The 14,648-nt window shown below is 67.5% G+C and carries 13 protein-coding genes and 1 pseudogene; 7 read left to right on the forward strand and 7 right to left on the reverse strand.

Going from position 1 to position 14,648, the window contains the following annotated elements; all coding sequences use genetic code 11:
* Positions 1-65: 65 nt before the first annotated feature.
* Entirely contained in the window at positions 66-689 is a 624-nt protein-coding gene (locus ACODR1_RS03430) for a TetR/AcrR family transcriptional regulator (RefSeq protein ID WP_116490044.1), read from the reverse strand.
* 94 nt (positions 690-783) lie between these two features.
* Here ACODR1_RS03430 and ACODR1_RS03435 point away from each other — a divergent pair, with 94 nt between their 5' ends.
* Positions 784-2,238 carry an efflux transporter outer membrane subunit gene (locus ACODR1_RS03435; RefSeq protein ID WP_334349034.1) on the forward strand — a complete coding sequence of 485 codons (1,455 nt, stop codon included), beginning with the start codon at positions 784-786 and terminating at the stop codon, positions 2,236-2,238.
* A gap of 238 nt (positions 2,239-2,476) precedes the next feature.
* Here ACODR1_RS03435 and ACODR1_RS03440 read toward each other — a convergent pair whose 3' ends face one another.
* Both ACODR1_RS03440 and ACODR1_RS03445 read right to left on the reverse strand, forming a co-directional pair.
* The gene (locus tag ACODR1_RS03440) at positions 2,477-2,683 is read right to left on the reverse strand and encodes a hypothetical protein (RefSeq protein ID WP_116490046.1); all 207 of its coding nucleotides are present in this window, start codon (positions 2,681-2,683) and stop codon (positions 2,477-2,479) included.
* Positions 2,684-2,735: 52 nt separating this feature from the next.
* Positions 2,736-2,861: a hypothetical protein gene (locus ACODR1_RS03445; RefSeq protein WP_488879210.1), complete on the reverse strand. Its 126-nt coding sequence runs from the start codon at positions 2,859-2,861 to the stop codon at positions 2,736-2,738.
* Between the two features lie 754 nt (positions 2,862-3,615).
* Between ACODR1_RS03445 and ACODR1_RS03450 the strand changes: the two genes are divergently transcribed.
* Together ACODR1_RS03450 and ACODR1_RS03455 are read left to right on the forward strand one after the other, a co-directional pair.
* The gene (locus ACODR1_RS03450) at positions 3,616-3,801 is read left to right on the forward strand and encodes a coiled-coil domain-containing protein (protein WP_116490048.1); all 186 of its coding nucleotides are present in this window, start codon (positions 3,616-3,618) and stop codon (positions 3,799-3,801) included.
* A gap of 797 nt (positions 3,802-4,598) precedes the next feature.
* Positions 4,599-4,856: a GlsB/YeaQ/YmgE family stress response membrane protein gene (locus ACODR1_RS03455; protein ID WP_116490050.1), complete on the forward strand. Its 258-nt coding sequence runs from the start codon at positions 4,599-4,601 to the stop codon at positions 4,854-4,856.
* A 73-nt stretch (positions 4,857-4,929) separates the two neighbouring features.
* Here the strand turns inward: ACODR1_RS03455 and ACODR1_RS03460 are convergent, their stop codons facing one another.
* Positions 4,930-7,104, reverse strand: a complete 2,175-nt coding sequence (locus ACODR1_RS03460; RefSeq protein WP_488879211.1) for a hybrid sensor histidine kinase/response regulator — start codon at positions 7,102-7,104, stop codon at positions 4,930-4,932.
* Between the two features lie 131 nt (positions 7,105-7,235).
* Here ACODR1_RS03460 and ACODR1_RS03465 point away from each other — a divergent pair, with 131 nt between their 5' ends.
* Entirely contained in the window at positions 7,236-9,236 is a 2,001-nt protein-coding gene (locus tag ACODR1_RS03465) for a hybrid sensor histidine kinase/response regulator (protein ID WP_488879212.1), read from the forward strand.
* 40 nt (positions 9,237-9,276) lie between these two features.
* On the opposite strand, the pseudogene ACODR1_RS03470 reads toward ACODR1_RS03465, so the two are convergent.
* A pseudogene (locus ACODR1_RS03470) lies at positions 9,277-9,681 on the reverse strand (Abi family protein); the annotation flags it as partial.
* 260 nt (positions 9,682-9,941) lie between these two features.
* Here ACODR1_RS03470 and ACODR1_RS03475 point away from each other — a divergent pair.
* The 3 genes from ACODR1_RS03475 to ACODR1_RS03485 all read left to right on the forward strand — a co-directional run bounded on the left by ACODR1_RS03475 (position 9,942) and on the right by ACODR1_RS03485 (position 11,386).
* On the forward strand, positions 9,942-10,343 hold the full coding sequence (locus ACODR1_RS03475; protein WP_488879213.1) for a type IV secretory system conjugative DNA transfer family protein: 402 nt from the start codon (positions 9,942-9,944) through the stop codon (positions 10,341-10,343).
* A gap of 310 nt (positions 10,344-10,653) precedes the next feature.
* Positions 10,654-10,944, forward strand: a complete 291-nt coding sequence (locus ACODR1_RS03480; RefSeq protein WP_488879214.1) for a hypothetical protein — start codon at positions 10,654-10,656, stop codon at positions 10,942-10,944.
* A 97-nt stretch (positions 10,945-11,041) separates the two neighbouring features.
* Entirely contained in the window at positions 11,042-11,386 is a 345-nt protein-coding gene (locus ACODR1_RS03485; protein ID WP_116490053.1) for a CsbD family protein, read from the forward strand.
* A gap of 48 nt (positions 11,387-11,434) precedes the next feature.
* Here ACODR1_RS03485 and ACODR1_RS03490 read toward each other — a convergent pair whose 3' ends face one another.
* Entirely contained in the window at positions 11,435-12,352 is a 918-nt protein-coding gene (locus ACODR1_RS03490; protein ID WP_488879215.1) for an NAD(P)/FAD-dependent oxidoreductase, read from the reverse strand.
* A 13-nt stretch (positions 12,353-12,365) separates the two neighbouring features.
* Positions 12,366-14,561: a catalase gene (locus ACODR1_RS03495; RefSeq protein ID WP_488879216.1), complete on the reverse strand. Its 2,196-nt coding sequence runs from the start codon at positions 14,559-14,561 to the stop codon at positions 12,366-12,368.
* Between the last annotated feature and the right edge of the window lie 87 nt (positions 14,562-14,648).

Here is a 14,648-nt window from a genome sequence, read left to right on the forward strand (position 1 = left end):
CTGCCTTGACGGAGGCTCCCAAGCTGGCGGCGAGTGACTAAATTGTCAACTGGTCACTTTTCTGCTCAAGGCGCGAGACTGCGAAGCACCAGATTGACGGCCTTGGTCGGCGCTTCTGGCAAGTCGTCCAGATTGTGCTTGAGCATCAGCGGGTTCATGAAGCTCTGCATGACCAGCAAGATCGCTTCGCAGATCTCGTCGATCGGCGTCTTGCGTTCGAACTCGCCGGTCTCGCGGCCCAGCAGGATGATGCCGCGAAGGATGGCTTCGGCCCGCGCCAGATAGGCGATCACCGAGGGCCAGCGTTCTTCGGCCGAATGGGCGGCGATGTCGTAGAGCAGCTTGTCCTGGAAAAACAGCTCGGCGCTCTTGCTTGTTATGCCGTTGAAAAAGCGGCGTAACTTATCGGAAGCGGTCTTGCCTTCGGCCACGCCGGTCTCGCCCGCTGCAAGCACCTTGTCCAGGCATTGAACGCAGATCGCCTGGCCGATCGCCTGCTTGGAATCGAAGAACTTGTAGATGTAGGCCTTGGAGAAGCCGATCGCCTTGGCCAGGTCCGCAACCGTGGTCTTGCCATAGCCGTAGCGGCTGAAATGCGCCTCGGCCGCGTCGACGATCTGGTCTCGGATGCCGTGCTCGACGGGACCACGCTGGCCGTCTGCGGAAGAAGAAGGATCGAGGATGCTCATGGCTGGCAAGCTATCATCGGTCATCGAGGTTGACAAACGAGTGACCGTATTGGACTTTGGTCACATTTGGTTCGCCACGTCCAGAAAGTTTGCCATGCGCTCCGTCTTTCTTCAGTCCCTTCCAGCGGTCGCCGGCGTCGCCGCTCTTGGCGGTTGCGCGGTGGGGCCCAGTTATGTCGCGCCGACGATCGCCGCCCCGCGGGCCTTCATGGGCGAGGCCGCGGTTGCCGCCCGCCAGGCGGCGCCCGCGCCAGTCGACAGCTGGTGGCGCGGCTTCAAGGATCCAGTCCTCGACAAGATGGTCGATCGCGCCCTGACCCAAAATCTCGACCTGGCCCAGGCCGCGGCCCGCGTGACCCAGGTGAGGGCGGGGCTGGGGGCGGCGACCGCCGCCTTGCTGCCGTCGGCCTCGGTCGAGGCCAGCGCCGCCCAGGCCCACGCTTCGACCCAGACCCCGACCGGGCGCCTGCTGGCCGCCACGCCTAACTTCGATCGCAACGGCGCGCTGTACGAAGCCAATGTCGTCGCGGGCTGGGAGCTTGACGTCTTCGGCGGCTCGCGTCGTGATCAGGAGGCGGCCCGCGCTCAATATGAGGGCGCGCGGGCCGGCGTCGCCGCCGCGCGCCTGGCGGTCGCCGCCCAGGCCGCCGACACCTACATGCTGGTCCGCGGCCTGCAGGCCAGGTTGGTCGTCGCCCGCCAACAGGTAGAGACGCAAGGCCGGTTGGTCGAGACGGTCCGTCTGCAGCGCGCCCAGGGTGTCGCGGCCGAACTCCAGCTCCAGCAGGCGCTCGGCGCCCTGCAACAGACCAAGGCCAATATCCCCGTCCTGGAGGAGGGCCTCGACGCGGCGCTCAACGCCATGGACGTGCTGCTGGGCGCGCAGCCTGGGACCTATCGCGCCGAGCTGGCCGTGGCGGCCCCGATCCCGGCCGCTCCGGGCCTGGCCGAGGCCGGCGGTCCGGCCGAACTGCTACGACGGCGTCCCGACCTTGTCGTGGCCGAGCAGCGACTTCGGGCGAGCAATGCGCAGGTCGGATCGGCCCTGTCTCAATATTTTCCGAAGTTTTCCCTGAGCGGTCTGGTCGGCACGGCCACCACCAGCAGCAGCACCATCCTCGAGCGCCCCGCCTCCCAGGCACAGGGCGTTTTGGGTCTTCGCTGGCGGCTTTTCGACTTTGGCCGAGTCCAGGCCGAGGTCAGCGCCGCGCGTGGCCGCAAGGCCGAGGCGCTCGCGACCTACCGGCAATCCGTGCTGCGCGCGACTGAGGACGTGGAGAACGCGTTTTCCAGCCTGGTCAAGCGCGAGGACCAAGAGCGGATCCTGGCGGAGGGCGAGGTGTCGTTGATCCAGGCCAGGGACGCTTCCGCGGCAGCCTACGACGCCGGCGTCGTCAGTCTGACCGAAGTTCTTGACGCCGATGCGCGGCTGCTTTCCATTCGCGACGCCAGGATCCAGGCCCGGGCGGAAGCGGCCCGCGCCTCGGTTCGTTCGTTTCGAGCCTTGGGCGGCGGCTGGCGTGAAGCAGGAGGGACGAGCGCGGGTTAGCCTGCCGCCGCACCACCTTGGGTCTGTCCCTCGACCCATGGCCTGACACTCAGGAAATTTCGCTGCTGCCCGCGAACTCAAATGGCGCAATCGGGCCCCGCGGACTTAAGCGGTGATGGTCGGCTCCCGGGTGTGAGCCACGTCCCGTCCCAGGTGTTCAGCGCCCACGATGCGGATTTGGCGATTGGCCAAGAGGGGAAGGCAGGGCCGCCCCGTCCAAGCTGCAATCCATGCTTGCCTAGCTAGGGACGAGCATCGCGGTCCTCGTGAATCTGAGGATCGCCCGATCGTTCTCGTCGTAGATCTCGACCGCGGTGTAGGCGGGCCAACTGCGGATTTCTTCCCTCACCGCGGCGGCGAGCTGCTCGCCAGGCTCGCTGACCAGGACATGTAGTTGCGGCGCCATCGACGCTTGCGTGTGGATGTAGCAGAAGTAGCGGCTCATGCGTGCATGACCCGGTTGCAGCCGCTCCGACCCCGATGAGACGTCAGGGCGATCAGGGCTTGGTGCCGCGCAGGGCGTCGGGATCAATCGGCCGCGGTCTGGCGCTTTGGCTCGCGGTCGAGCGCGGATCGTTTAAGCCCTTTGGCGGGGACGGGCGCGTTCCGGGATAGGTTTTCATCTTGTCGCCTTTCTTGGCGCGCCGCCTTCACGGCGGAGGGTCATTTCTTTCGGGGCGCGCTGACCGGCGAAGGGGCGGCGGGCGCGGCGGCGGTCAGCTTGGGCTTGATCGCCTTGGGTTTGCGGACTTCTCGGTTGCCTTTGGACAAGAGACGTTCCTTTCGGTGAAGATGAGGGCGAGACGAGCCGGCGGAGCAAAAAGCTCCGTGGCGACGATTGCGATGGTGATGGTAGCCGGCGCGTCGAGACCTTGGCGTTTCGAGGTCTGGCGAACCGACCCGATGGCGTGACTGCGCGCCTCGAGACGACATTAGCATGAACGCCGGTTTTCCAGGGAAATGATTGCGCCTCGTTTGAGGGGCTCCAGCACGGCTGGTTTCAATCCTGCCTGGCGAAATGATTGCGCCAATTGTGGAGCCATTCCTTCCGGATCGCGCTATCATGCCCGTGCTACGCGCCATGCGGGCTCATCGGCCCCGAAAGGACGTCATGTCCGCCCCACAAATCCAATCCGCACGCTCGTGTGAAGCCGTTCAACGACGCGGTGGAGCGCCTGCTTGGCGATGGTCGGGTTCGCCGGATCTCGTTGCGTTGGTTCGGGCCGGGGCCTGCTTCCTCGGCGATCGTCACACGGGTGAAGTCCGCGAGGGCGCGCAAAAGGAGCTCCTGGCGCCCGGTCTTTATCCCGAGCGTGTCGACTTGCTGCACGCGACCATCCGCATGAAACCGCTATCTGTTCCAGAAGGACCACGTTCATGACCGACGAAGACGCCCAGGCGATGCGTCGCGAGAACGCCTATCTTAAGCAACGGAACGCCCAATTGCAGAACGACGTCACCAGCCTTGGCGGTCAGGTCCTGCGCATGCAGCAGGAACTGGAGCGCCTGAGCGGTCGCCATGGAGGCTGGGCGCCCAATCCGCTCACGGGCGGGCAATCGTGATGCTCACGCCTTTCCGCTGACCAATCGGGGGAGACCCAACCGAGCGACGGAGGGGCGGGATCGTCGCCCCGGCCGGAGCGGTCGCGCCGGTAGCTTCGTGACGGCCAGGCTGTCGCAGATCTCAGTCTTGTCCAGGATGCCTCATGTCCGCGGCGTCGAAAGAGATCGCTCAGGGCGCGCGCTTCCTCGCAGGGGGGCGCATCGTAAACACGCTGCTGCGGGCCTGACGACCAGCAGTCGGCTTGGCTCAGCGCCGCCCAGCTGATGGCGTGACAGGCAACGGCTTTTCGCAAGCGATCGGCCGGCTTGGATCTCGCCAAGCCGACGCTCGGCGGCCGTGGGCCCCATCGAGCAGCGTGGTCGCGCCCGAGGCCTTTGGCGGACAGACCACCAAGCAGTGTTTTGAGCGCGTGTGTCCAAGGTCGCAAGTTCGGCAGCTGTCTAATGTCGGCTATCACGCCTTCCCGGAAGATCGTGTCGGCGACATCCGGTGAGCTTCTTGGCCGACCAGGACAGCCTGGTGTTCAGGGGCCGCGACGATGGGGGGCGGCAGCCAACCGGCCGCAAGGCCGGCGGCGGTGCGCGCATCGTTGTTGGAGCGCTGGTCAGCAGCTGGGCGGGATGCTCCGCCGCCGCCGGGGCCTCGCCCGGCGCGGAGGTGGTCCTGACGCTCCCATGCCGAGCTCTGCAGGAAGAAGGCGTCGTGCGACTTTGAGGAGGGGCGTGGGGAACGATGCGTGGCTGCGAGGGCTATTAAGGCATTGGCCCGTTAGCGGCTCTCAATCCTGGAGGATCTCATGTCCATTCTCGCCTGGATCGTTCTGGGCCTGATCGCCGGCTTCATCGCCAGCATGCTGGTCAGCCGCAGTGGCGGCGGCTTGGTTCTCGACCTGGTTCTTGGCATCGTCGGCGCGGTCGTCGGCGGCTTCCTGTTCAACCAGTTCGGCAGCGCCGGCGTCACCGGCTTCAACCTCTACAGCCTTCTGGTGGCGACGATCGGCGCGGTCGTGGTCCTGTTGATCTACCACATGATCGCCGGACGACGCGCTCTCTAGGGACGCGCGGCCTGCATGAAGTCCCCGGGCCGTGGCCCGGGGAGTTTTCATGTTCTCTGCCGGAGCAGCGAGCCTAGGACATCGCTTCCAGCCGCCGCACGGCGGCGACAGCCGAGGCCAGGTCCTCGTGACGGAAAGGCTTGACCAAGCGCGGCAGGTCCGGCGCCAAGTCCTCGACATCCGCATAGCCCGAGGTGATCAGCACCGCCCGGCCCGGCCAACGGGCGCGAACCCGGCGACAGAACTCCGCGCCGGACATGCCGGGCATCAGGTGGTCGGTGACGATGACGTCGGGGCAGAGCCCGTCGTCGAGCAGGGCCAGGGCCGCTTCGGCCTCACCGGCCTCGATGACCAGATAGCCAAGCTCGGTGAGCTGGTCGGCGCTTGAGGCCCGGACCAGAGGTTCGTCGTCGACCAAGAGGGCCACCCCGGCGTGTTTGGCCGGCTTGACCGATGGCGCGTGAGTAAGGGCGAGCGCTTGGCGGCTCACCGGGAGCCATAGCTCGAAGGTGGAGCCCGCGCCCGGCGCGCTGGCGATGGTCAGGACGCCGCCCAGTTGCGCGGCCAGGCCATGGACCATTGAAAGACCCAGCCCAGTGCCCTTGCCGATCCCCTTGGTCGAGAAAAACGGCTCGATCGCCCGCGCCCGCGTGGCCTCGTCCATGCCATGGCCGGTGTCGGAGACCGACACGCGGACATAGGCGTTGGCAGGGAGACCTGCAGGTTGTGGCTGGTCCTGGCTCGCCGAACGGGCCGAAAGTCGCAGTGTCCCGCCATCCGGCATCGCGTCGCGGGCGTTCACCGCCAAGTTCAGCAGCGCCATCTCCAGCTGGTTGCGGTCCCCATGGGCGCACGTGAGATTCTCTTCCACCTCGGTTACGATCCGGATCTGTGGTCCGGTGACGCTTTCGAGCAGGGCGCCCATGTTGGCGATCAGGCTGGCAATATCCACGGCGCTCGGCTGCAGCGGCTGACGGCGGGCGAAGGCCAGGAGCCGTTGCAGCAGGTCGCGCGCGCGTTCGGCCGAAGCCAGGGCGCCGTCGATCAGCCGCTGCTCGCGCTCGCCGCCCAGACCTTGGCGCTTGAGTCGATCCAGGCTGGCGAAGATCGGCGTCAGGAGATTGTTGAAGTCGTGGGCCACGCCGCCGGTCAACTGCCCCATGGCCTCCAGTTTCTGCGATTGCCGAAGGGCCTCCTGCGCCTCCTCGAGCGCTGCTGTACGCTCGGCCACGCGCGCTTCCAGCGTGGCGTTCAGGGCATGCAGGGCCTGTTCGGCCCGCGCTCGCTCCACAGCATCCCACGTCCGGGCCGCCACGGCCTGCGCCAAGGCGATGTCGTGTTCGGTCCAGCGCCGCGGTTGGGCCTCGTGGATATAGAGCAGGGCGGTCAGGCGGCCGGCCCGCACCAAGGGAACGCCGATCATCGCCCGCACGCCGATCGAGGCGTAGCCATCGGCATGGGGCGCGGCGCGCATGTCGTCGGCCAGGCTGTCCAGTCTGAGGGTTTCGCCGGCGCGCAGCGCGGCGATGATCTTCGGACCGAAGCTCTCCAGGGGGCGCCTTTCGCCGCCAAGGCTCGACATGCCTGGCGTGGTCCAGTCGGAGGCGACGGCGAGATTCTGGTCGTCGGTCGAGACCTCTGCATAGCCGACCCGCGCTGCGCCCAGGGTCTCGCCCAGCAAGGCGACGGCCGCGCGCTTGGCCGCTTGCGCATCGGCGGTCTGGGCGAGCCGGTCAGCCAGGGCAAGGAGCGTCTTGTGCCGCCGCTCGGCCAGCACCCGCTGGGTCGTCTCGTTGACGATGCAGAGCACGCCGCCGACCGACCCGTCCGCGTCCAGCACGGCCGAGTAGGAAACGTCGAACCACACGTCCTCAGGGTATCCATGCCGCTCGATGTAGAACTGACGGTCCCGGGCCTCGAAGGTGGCGCGCGTCTCGCGCACGCTGTCCAGCAGCGGGCCAAGATCGTCCCAGAGCTCGGCCCAGCCCTCGCTGGCCGGTCGTCCAAGGGCGCGCGGGTGCTTGTCGCCGATCGTCGGCGCGTAGGCGTCATTATAGAGGGCGCAGTACTTCTCGCCCCAGAAGAGGACGATCTGGGCGCTGGCCGGCAACATCAGCCCGACCGTGGTCTTCAGGCTGGGCGACCAGCCGGCGGGCGGTCCCAGAGGGCTGTCGGACCAGTCGCGCTCGGCCATCAGCAGGCCCAAGGCGCTGCCGGTCCCAAGAAACGCCAGATCGTGGAGAGTCACATCGGTCGCCCTTCGCCAGCCGCTGCACCGCTGCGGACAATCGCCAAGGTCAGGCTTGGGTTCCATGATTTGAACCGAAGGCGCGCGCCTGGCCCGCGTCAGGCTGCGACAATCAACCTCAGCCCGGATCAATGGCCAGGCAAACCTTCCGGGTCGACTGTAGCGGCTCGTGGAGGGGGAGCGTCTTGGATACGGGTCAAGCCAAAGACAGCGATCAGAGACTAGCCATCCTGCAGTCCCTGGGATTACTGGACGACGAGCGTGAGCGCGCGCTCGACCTGATCGCCGAAAGCGCGCGGGCGGCGGTCCTTTCGGACTGCGGCTTCGTGACTTTCGTCGGCGCCGACGAGGTCTGGTTCAAGGCCGCCTCCGGCGTCGCCGCCAAGAGCCTCCCAAGGTCCCAGGCCTTCTGCGACCGGGTGGTGAAGACCAAGGCGCGCGTCGTCCTTGAGGATGTCGGGCGCGACCCGGAATTTTCCCACATCGACTATGTCGGCGCCTATGCAGGCGCACCCGTCCTCGTTCAGGATCACGTCGTCGGTACGGTCTGCGCCACGAGTCTGGCGCCTCGTCTCTTCACGGCGAGCCAACTGCACCAGCTCGACCTCCTGGCGCGCATCGTCGGCGAGCGCCTGGAGACGCGGCGGGAAAAGCTCTTCCTGTCGCAGCTGTTCGACGGCACCTCCGACGCGGTGCTGATCGTGGATGAGCGGCAGATCATCATGCACTGGAACGCCGCCGCCGAGGCGCTCTTTGGCTATCCGGCGCGCGAGGCCTTGGGCCGGGCTCTGCGGATGATCATTCCGCCACGCCTGCGCGCTGGCCATGATCGCGGCTTTGCCCGGCTTTGCAACGGCGGCCGGCCGACCCTGGCCGGCGCGGTCGAGGTGCCAGCCCTGCGCCGCGACGGTTCGGAGTTTCCCGCCAGCCTGTCGCTGTCGATGTGGCGAGACAATGAACGCACCATGGTTGGCGCGATCGTTCGCGACATTTCCGATCGCGAGGCCCTGCACCAGGCTCGCGTCGCCAGTGAGGCCAAGACCCGGTTCCTGGCCAATATGAGCCATGAGATACGCACGCCCCTGAACGGGATCCTCGGTCTGGGCGATGTTCTCTCGCGCACGGCCCTGGCCCCGGAACAAGCCGAGTTGCTGCGCGCCATGACCGGCGCGGCGCGCACCCTTGAGGTCCTGCTCAGCGACGTCCTGGACCTGGCGCGTTCGGAGGAGGGGGCGCTGCGCATCGCTCAGGAGCCGTTCGACCTGCTGGGGCTGGCGCGCGAGGTCGGCGAGTTGCATCGGCCGACGGCCGAGGCCAAGGGCCTGACCTATACAGTCCAGGCTCCCCCGGGCGGGCGCTGGGTGGTCGGAGACGCCGTTCGCCTCCGCCAGGTGCTGGGCAACCTGCTGAGCAACGCTGTGAAGTTCACTCATGAGGGCTTGGTGAACCTGCAGGTCGCCGCCGTCGAGGAGGGATGGCGGTTCCTGGTGTGCGATACAGGCATCGGCTTCGACGCGGCCGCCAAGTCCCGAATCTTCGACCGTTTCGCCCAGGCCGACGACTCCATCACCCGTAGCTATGGCGGATCGGGACTGGGGTTGGCGATCAGCGCCGATCTCGTCCGGGCCATGGGCGGGGCGCTATCGGCGGTTTCCGCGCCGGGCGCGGGGTCGTCGTTCGCCTTCGCTCTCACCCTGCCCGACGCCCCGCCGGTGCTTGAGGCGCCCGCGCCCCAGGTCTGCCGAGAGCGCGCCGTGCGCGTGCTGCTGGCCGAGGATCACCCCGTGAACCGAAAGGTCATCGAGCTGATCCTGGGCGAGGTCGGGGCGGAGCTGACCTCGGTGTGTGACGGCCGTCAGGCGGTGGAGGCCTTCGGCGCGGGCGATTTCGATCTGGTCTTGATGGACATGCAGATGCCGGTCATGGACGGGTTGAGCGCCACCCGCGAGATCCGCGCCCGGCAGCGTCGCCTGGGACAGCGCCCCTGCCCGATCATCATGCTCACCGCCAATGTCCTGCCAGAGCATCTGCGGGCCAGCTTCGAGGCGGGCGCCGATCGCCACCTTGGCAAGCCGATTGAAGCGGCCCGCCTGCTGTCGGCGCTCGACGAGGTCCTTGCGGTGCGCGGTTAAGCTCGCCGGCCAGCAGCTCCATGGCGTCGCGCCGGCTGGCGGCGTCGGCGAAGGCGGCGAGGTCACGGTGCGGGTGGCTGCCGTGGTTCTGGCTCAGCACCTCGCCGATGGCGTTGCGGAAGGTCAGCTCGAACGTGCCGCAGGCTTCGAACACCAGGGCCCGGAGCCGCTGGTCGCACTCGTAGATCCGCAGGATGTCCCGGTAGGAGGTGTTGGCCCTGAAAGGCTTGCCCGGCTGGGTGTGATCGCGTCGACTTCGAAAGTAGATCCGCAGTCGTTCATAGCCGACGCGCTCGATCTCGGCGGCCGCGAAGGCCTGGTCGGGAACCTGGAGACCACGCGCGATCAGGTGCGCGACCCAGTCGGCCAGATCCTCGCGGTCTTCGCGATCATGATCCTGGGCGTCTGGACCGCCACTCAGTGGACGGCCGACCAACTGGGCCACCAGGTCGCGCTGGGCGGCCGTTCGCCGTCGTGCTGGGCCTGCCGCTCTACGAGCCCTGGCGGCTGTTTGGCTAGTGGTTCCACTACGAGGCCTATGCGCCGCAGGTCTTCGACCGCGCCGGCCTGCTGGCGGGAGCCAGCGGCTTCCTGGGCTGCGCCGGGGCCATCGCCGGCTCGCTCTGGCGGGCTCGGCAAGGCGGCCGCGTCACCACCTTCGGCTCCTCGCGCTGGGCCAGCCGGCGCGAGGCCGCCCGGGCTGGCTTGCTGGGTTCCTCGGGCGTATTCCTGGGCAAGCTCGACGGCCGCTACCTGCGCCACGACGGGCCCGAGCACGTCATGGCCTTCGCCCCGACCCGCTCGGGCAAGGGCGTGGGCCTGGTCGTGCCCACCCTGCTGTCGTGGACCGGCAGCTGCGTGGTCCACGACAGCAAGGGCGAGAACCGGATGCTGACGGCCGGCTGGCGGTCGAAGTTCTCCCACTGCCTGCTGTTCAATCCGACGGATCCGCGCTCGGCGCGGTACAATCCGCTGCTGGAAGTGCGCAAGGGACCCCACGAGGTCCGCGACGTTCAGAACATCGCCGACATCCTGGTTGATCCGGCTGTGCGGGCGGCATGGAGCGGGCGCCAGCATGAATTGGCTGGCGGCGCGGTTTGCCGCTAGGCGCCTTGCAAGCGGGGCGAACGCATTCGCCGACCGACGCCGCGCCAGACCGAATCCGGAATTTCCTAAAAAATCCGGCGCGCCGACCTCGGCAATGTTCAAGGTCGGCGCAGGATAGCTCCGGCGCTAAATCGTTCGCGTCCGGATTCAATTGAGCCTTTATGCGCAGAGGGCGGCGATGAGCACGCTGGAGGGATGGTTGCTGCCAACTTGTCGTAGCGGGTGTCGCTTTCGGGAATTCTGGAACTGCTCCGTTCGCGCGGAGGCGATGATCGCGGGGCCTAGCGTCGTGACCATGTTAGACTACGAAATGAACGAGACCGAACGCGAGATGCTGGCTGAGGATCGGGCCGAGGCGTATGCGCCAAAGCCCGTTGGCGGAGCCTTTATGGCCGGTGTCTGCGGCGCCGCGCTCGCTCTATTGGGCTTCATCGTCGCGGCGCGCTTCTATGGCTGGCCTGTGCGAGATCACATCGGACTGGCGCTGATCCTTGTCGCGGTCGGCTTCGTTCTCGTCTGCGGCGGATATCTGCGTCTGGCGCGCAGGAACCGTCGGGCGCGCCGGGCGGAGCGCCGCCTGATCGATCGGGAGCAGAAATAGAACGCCAGTCGAACGCCGGCGAACATTCCCCGGAACACCCATGCGGGTTGGCGGATTGGTCTGTCGCCGCGTTCGGCGGCAAGCAAAGGACAGACCGATGGACGATCAAGTCACAGGCGTCGCCCGCCAGGGCGTCGGCCGGGTCCAGGACGCCGTCGGCGGATTGACCGGCGACAGCGCCACCCAGATCAAGGGCAAGCTCAACCAAGCCGCCGGCGGCGCCCAGCGCGCTTACGGCAAGCTCACCGACGATGTGCGCGACCGGCTCGAGGGCGCGCTGGATACGGTGCGCGGCGGGATGCGCGAACGCCTCGACACCGTCGAGACCTATGTGAAGGACAAGCCGCTTCCGGCCGTGGCCATCGCGGCGGCCGCCGGCATCGTATTGGGACTGCTTCTGCGCGGCCGCAGCAGGACCGTCTATCTGCGCGATCCGCGCTAGGCCTGTCGGCCAGGGGGGCTTCGGGGCGTTTCCCGCAGCCTCCCCTGGTCAGCGCAGGAACGGCGCCTGCCTGGCCAGATCGTTGCGCAGGGACGTGGCGGCGACGCCGGCCTCGCCCATGGCGTGGCTGATCTGGTCCAGGCCCAGCACGACGTCGCCGGCGGCGTACAGGCCGTCGATGCTCGTCCGTTGATGGGCGTCCACCCTGATGCAGCCGTCTTGCGTCACCGCCGCGCCCAGGCCGTGCGCCAGGTCGGAGTGAACTGCCGATCCGAGCGCGGGATAGATCGCATCGAAGCGCAGGCGTCCCTTGGAGCAGGCCAGGCTGATGCTGTCGTCCTCCAGCGCGAAGTCTCCGGCCGGGCCGGCGATGCGCCTGACCCCGATCTGATCGAGACGTCGGCGCTGACTGTCGTCGAGGCCGTCATCGGCCTCCAGAGCGATAAGCGTGACGCTCGCCGTATAGGCGCGCAGGAATTCGGCCTCGCCCGCCGCGCGGGCGCCGAAGCCGATCACCGCCACCCGTTGGTCCGTCACTTCGTATCCGTCGCAGACCGGGCAGTAGCGCAGGCGGCCTTGCTCCAGCGCCCGCATGTGAAGCGTCTCGTCCATCGGGGGGCGAAGATTGGTCACCCCGGTCGCGAGCAATACGGCGCCAGCCCGAAGCTCGCTGGTCGAGCTGCGGACGACGAAGCCCTCGGGCGCGACGTTCAGTTCTTCGACCCGGCCCAGGATGATCCGTGCGCCATGGAGCTCAGCCTGCCGACGCATACGCGCCAGCAGGGCCTTGCCCGATATGCCTTCGGGAAAGCCCGCATGGTTGCGGGTCAGCGCGATCAGGGCGGCGCGGCTGTGGCCGGCGTCGACGACCACCACCGACAGCCGGAAGCGCGCCAGATAGATCGCGGCGGTCAGGCCCGCAGGCCCGCCGCCGACGATCAGGCAGTCAATCCTCTCGTCGCTCATGTACGCCGATCGCTCATGCGGGATCGGCGACCAGCGGCTTGGGAGGCGGACGCACGAGAGGCTCGCGGGCCCAGACCCGGCCCGTGGAAGCCGTGGCGACGAAGTCGTCGACGCTGGAGGCTTCGAGATCGATCAGGCCTTCGTCGTCGTCCGGTCCCACCTCGGTGATCCCGCCCTTGGCGAACAGGGGACCGGCCGAGGGCAGGTAGGCGATGACCTTGAGGTGGCCGTAGGCGTCGCGCAGGAAGTTGACGGCCGCCGCTTCCAGGGCCAGCTGCGCGCCGCCCTCGTCTGACGGCAGGATCGCCACCGCGTCGAACAGCACCGAAGGGCCGCCGTCGATCTTGTGGTCGGCAGGCAGTAGGTCTCCACCGGCCGTCGTGACGCCATAGATGGTCGGGGCGATGATCTGCAGCCGCGCGCCGGCCGCCTCGACCGCCGTCTTCAGCTTGGCCAGCAGCTTGTCGTCAGCCCCGTCGCTGACCAGGGCGCCGACCTTGCGGCCTTCCAGCGTGGGCTGCGCCTTGGCCAGCAGGCTGAGCATGGGCGAGGGGGTCATGTCCTTGGCCAGGATAGGCGCGGCGGCCGGAACGATCTTTCCCGTGAAGCCCAGGCCCTCGGCCACCGACTGGGCCAGGAATTCGTCGATGTGGATCAGGCGCGACAGCACCGCCTCGCGCACCCTTGGCGTGACGCACTTGCTGAGCTCGAAGACCAAGGCCGCGATGATGTGATCCTGCTCGGGCTTGGTCTGGCTGGCGAAGAACAATCTGGCTTGGGTGTAGTGGTCGGCAAAGCTCTCGGGCCGCACCCGCAGTTGCTCGCCGGCCTCGGGATTGGGGAAGGTCGTAAAGCCGCGCTCCTGGGACTCGCGCGCCACGTCCGGCCCCAGGGTCGAGGGCTCGTAGTTCACCTGGCCCTTGGGCGCGCCCATCTGCATGTGGCCGTCGCGCTGCAGATTGTGGAACGGGCACTTGGGCTGGTTGATCGGGATCTGGTGGAAGTTGGGGCCGCCCAGGCGCTTGAGCTGGGTGTCCTGGTAGGAAAAGAGGCGCCCCTGCAGCAGGGGGTCATTGGTGAAGTCGATGCCCGGAACCACGTGCGCGGCGCAGTAGGCCACCTGTTCGGTCTCGGCGAAGAAGTTGTCGGGGTTGCGGTCCAGCACCATGCGCCCGACGACGCGCAGGGGCGCATCTTCCTCGGGGATCAGCTTGGTGGCGTCCAGCACGTCGAAGTCGAAACCGTCGGCCTGTTCCTGGGTGAAGGTCTGCAGGCAAAACTCCCACTCTGGGAAGTCTCCGCCCTCGATGGCCTCCCACAGGTCGCGCCGATGGAAGTCGGGATCGGCGCCGTTGATCTTCAGCGCCTCGTCCCAGACCACCGATTGAGAGCCGAGCTTGGGCCGCCAGTGGAACTTGACGAAGGTGCTCTGGCCAGCGGCGTTGATCAGGCGGAAGGTGTGGACGCCAAAGCCCTCCATCATGCGCAAGGAGCGCGGGATGGCCCGGTCGCTCATCGCCCACATGATCATGTGCATGCTCTCGGGCGTCAGCGAGATGAAGTCCCAGAACGTGTCGTGCGCTGTGGCCGCCTGCGGGAACTCGCGGTCGGGGTCCTGCTTGGCCGCGTGGATCAGGTCGGGGAACTTGATGGCGTCCTGGATGAAGAACACCGGCATGTTGTTGCCGACGAGGTCGAAGTTGCCTGCCTGCGTATAGAACTTCACCGCAAAGCCGCGTACGTCGCGCGGCAGGTCGGCCGAGCCCTTGTTGCCGGCCACGGTTGAGAAGCGCGTGAACACCGGGATGCGCTCGCCGGGTCGCTGCAGGAAGTCGGCGATGGTGACGTCGGCGCAAGACTCCAGGCATTCGAAGAAGCCATGCGCGGCCGAGCCGCGGGCGTGGACCACGCGCTCGGGAATGCGCTCGTGATCAAAGTGCATGATCTTCTCGCGCAGGATGAAGTCCTGCAGCAGCACCGGACCGCGCGCGCCGGCCTTGAGCGAGTTCTGGTTGTCGGCGATCGGTACGCCCTGGTTGGTGGTCAGCTGCGTGGCCGGGGCGTCGGCCTGCTGATGGGTCTCGCCGCCGGGAAGGATCAGGGTCTCGCCTTCGGTCGAGGGCCCCGCCGGACGCGGGGGCGGGGCGTTGGTCGGGGGCGTGGAGTTCGCGCCGGCCGTCTTGGCCTTGGTCTTAGCCGGGGTGGCCATGGGACGTCTTTCGGTTGTGAGCAGTTGGCTGCTTCAACGTCTCGGCCTCATCGAAGTTGCTGTCGCCAATCCGACATAAGAGATTGA

The organism is Caulobacter sp. FG7, assembly GCF_057808875.1.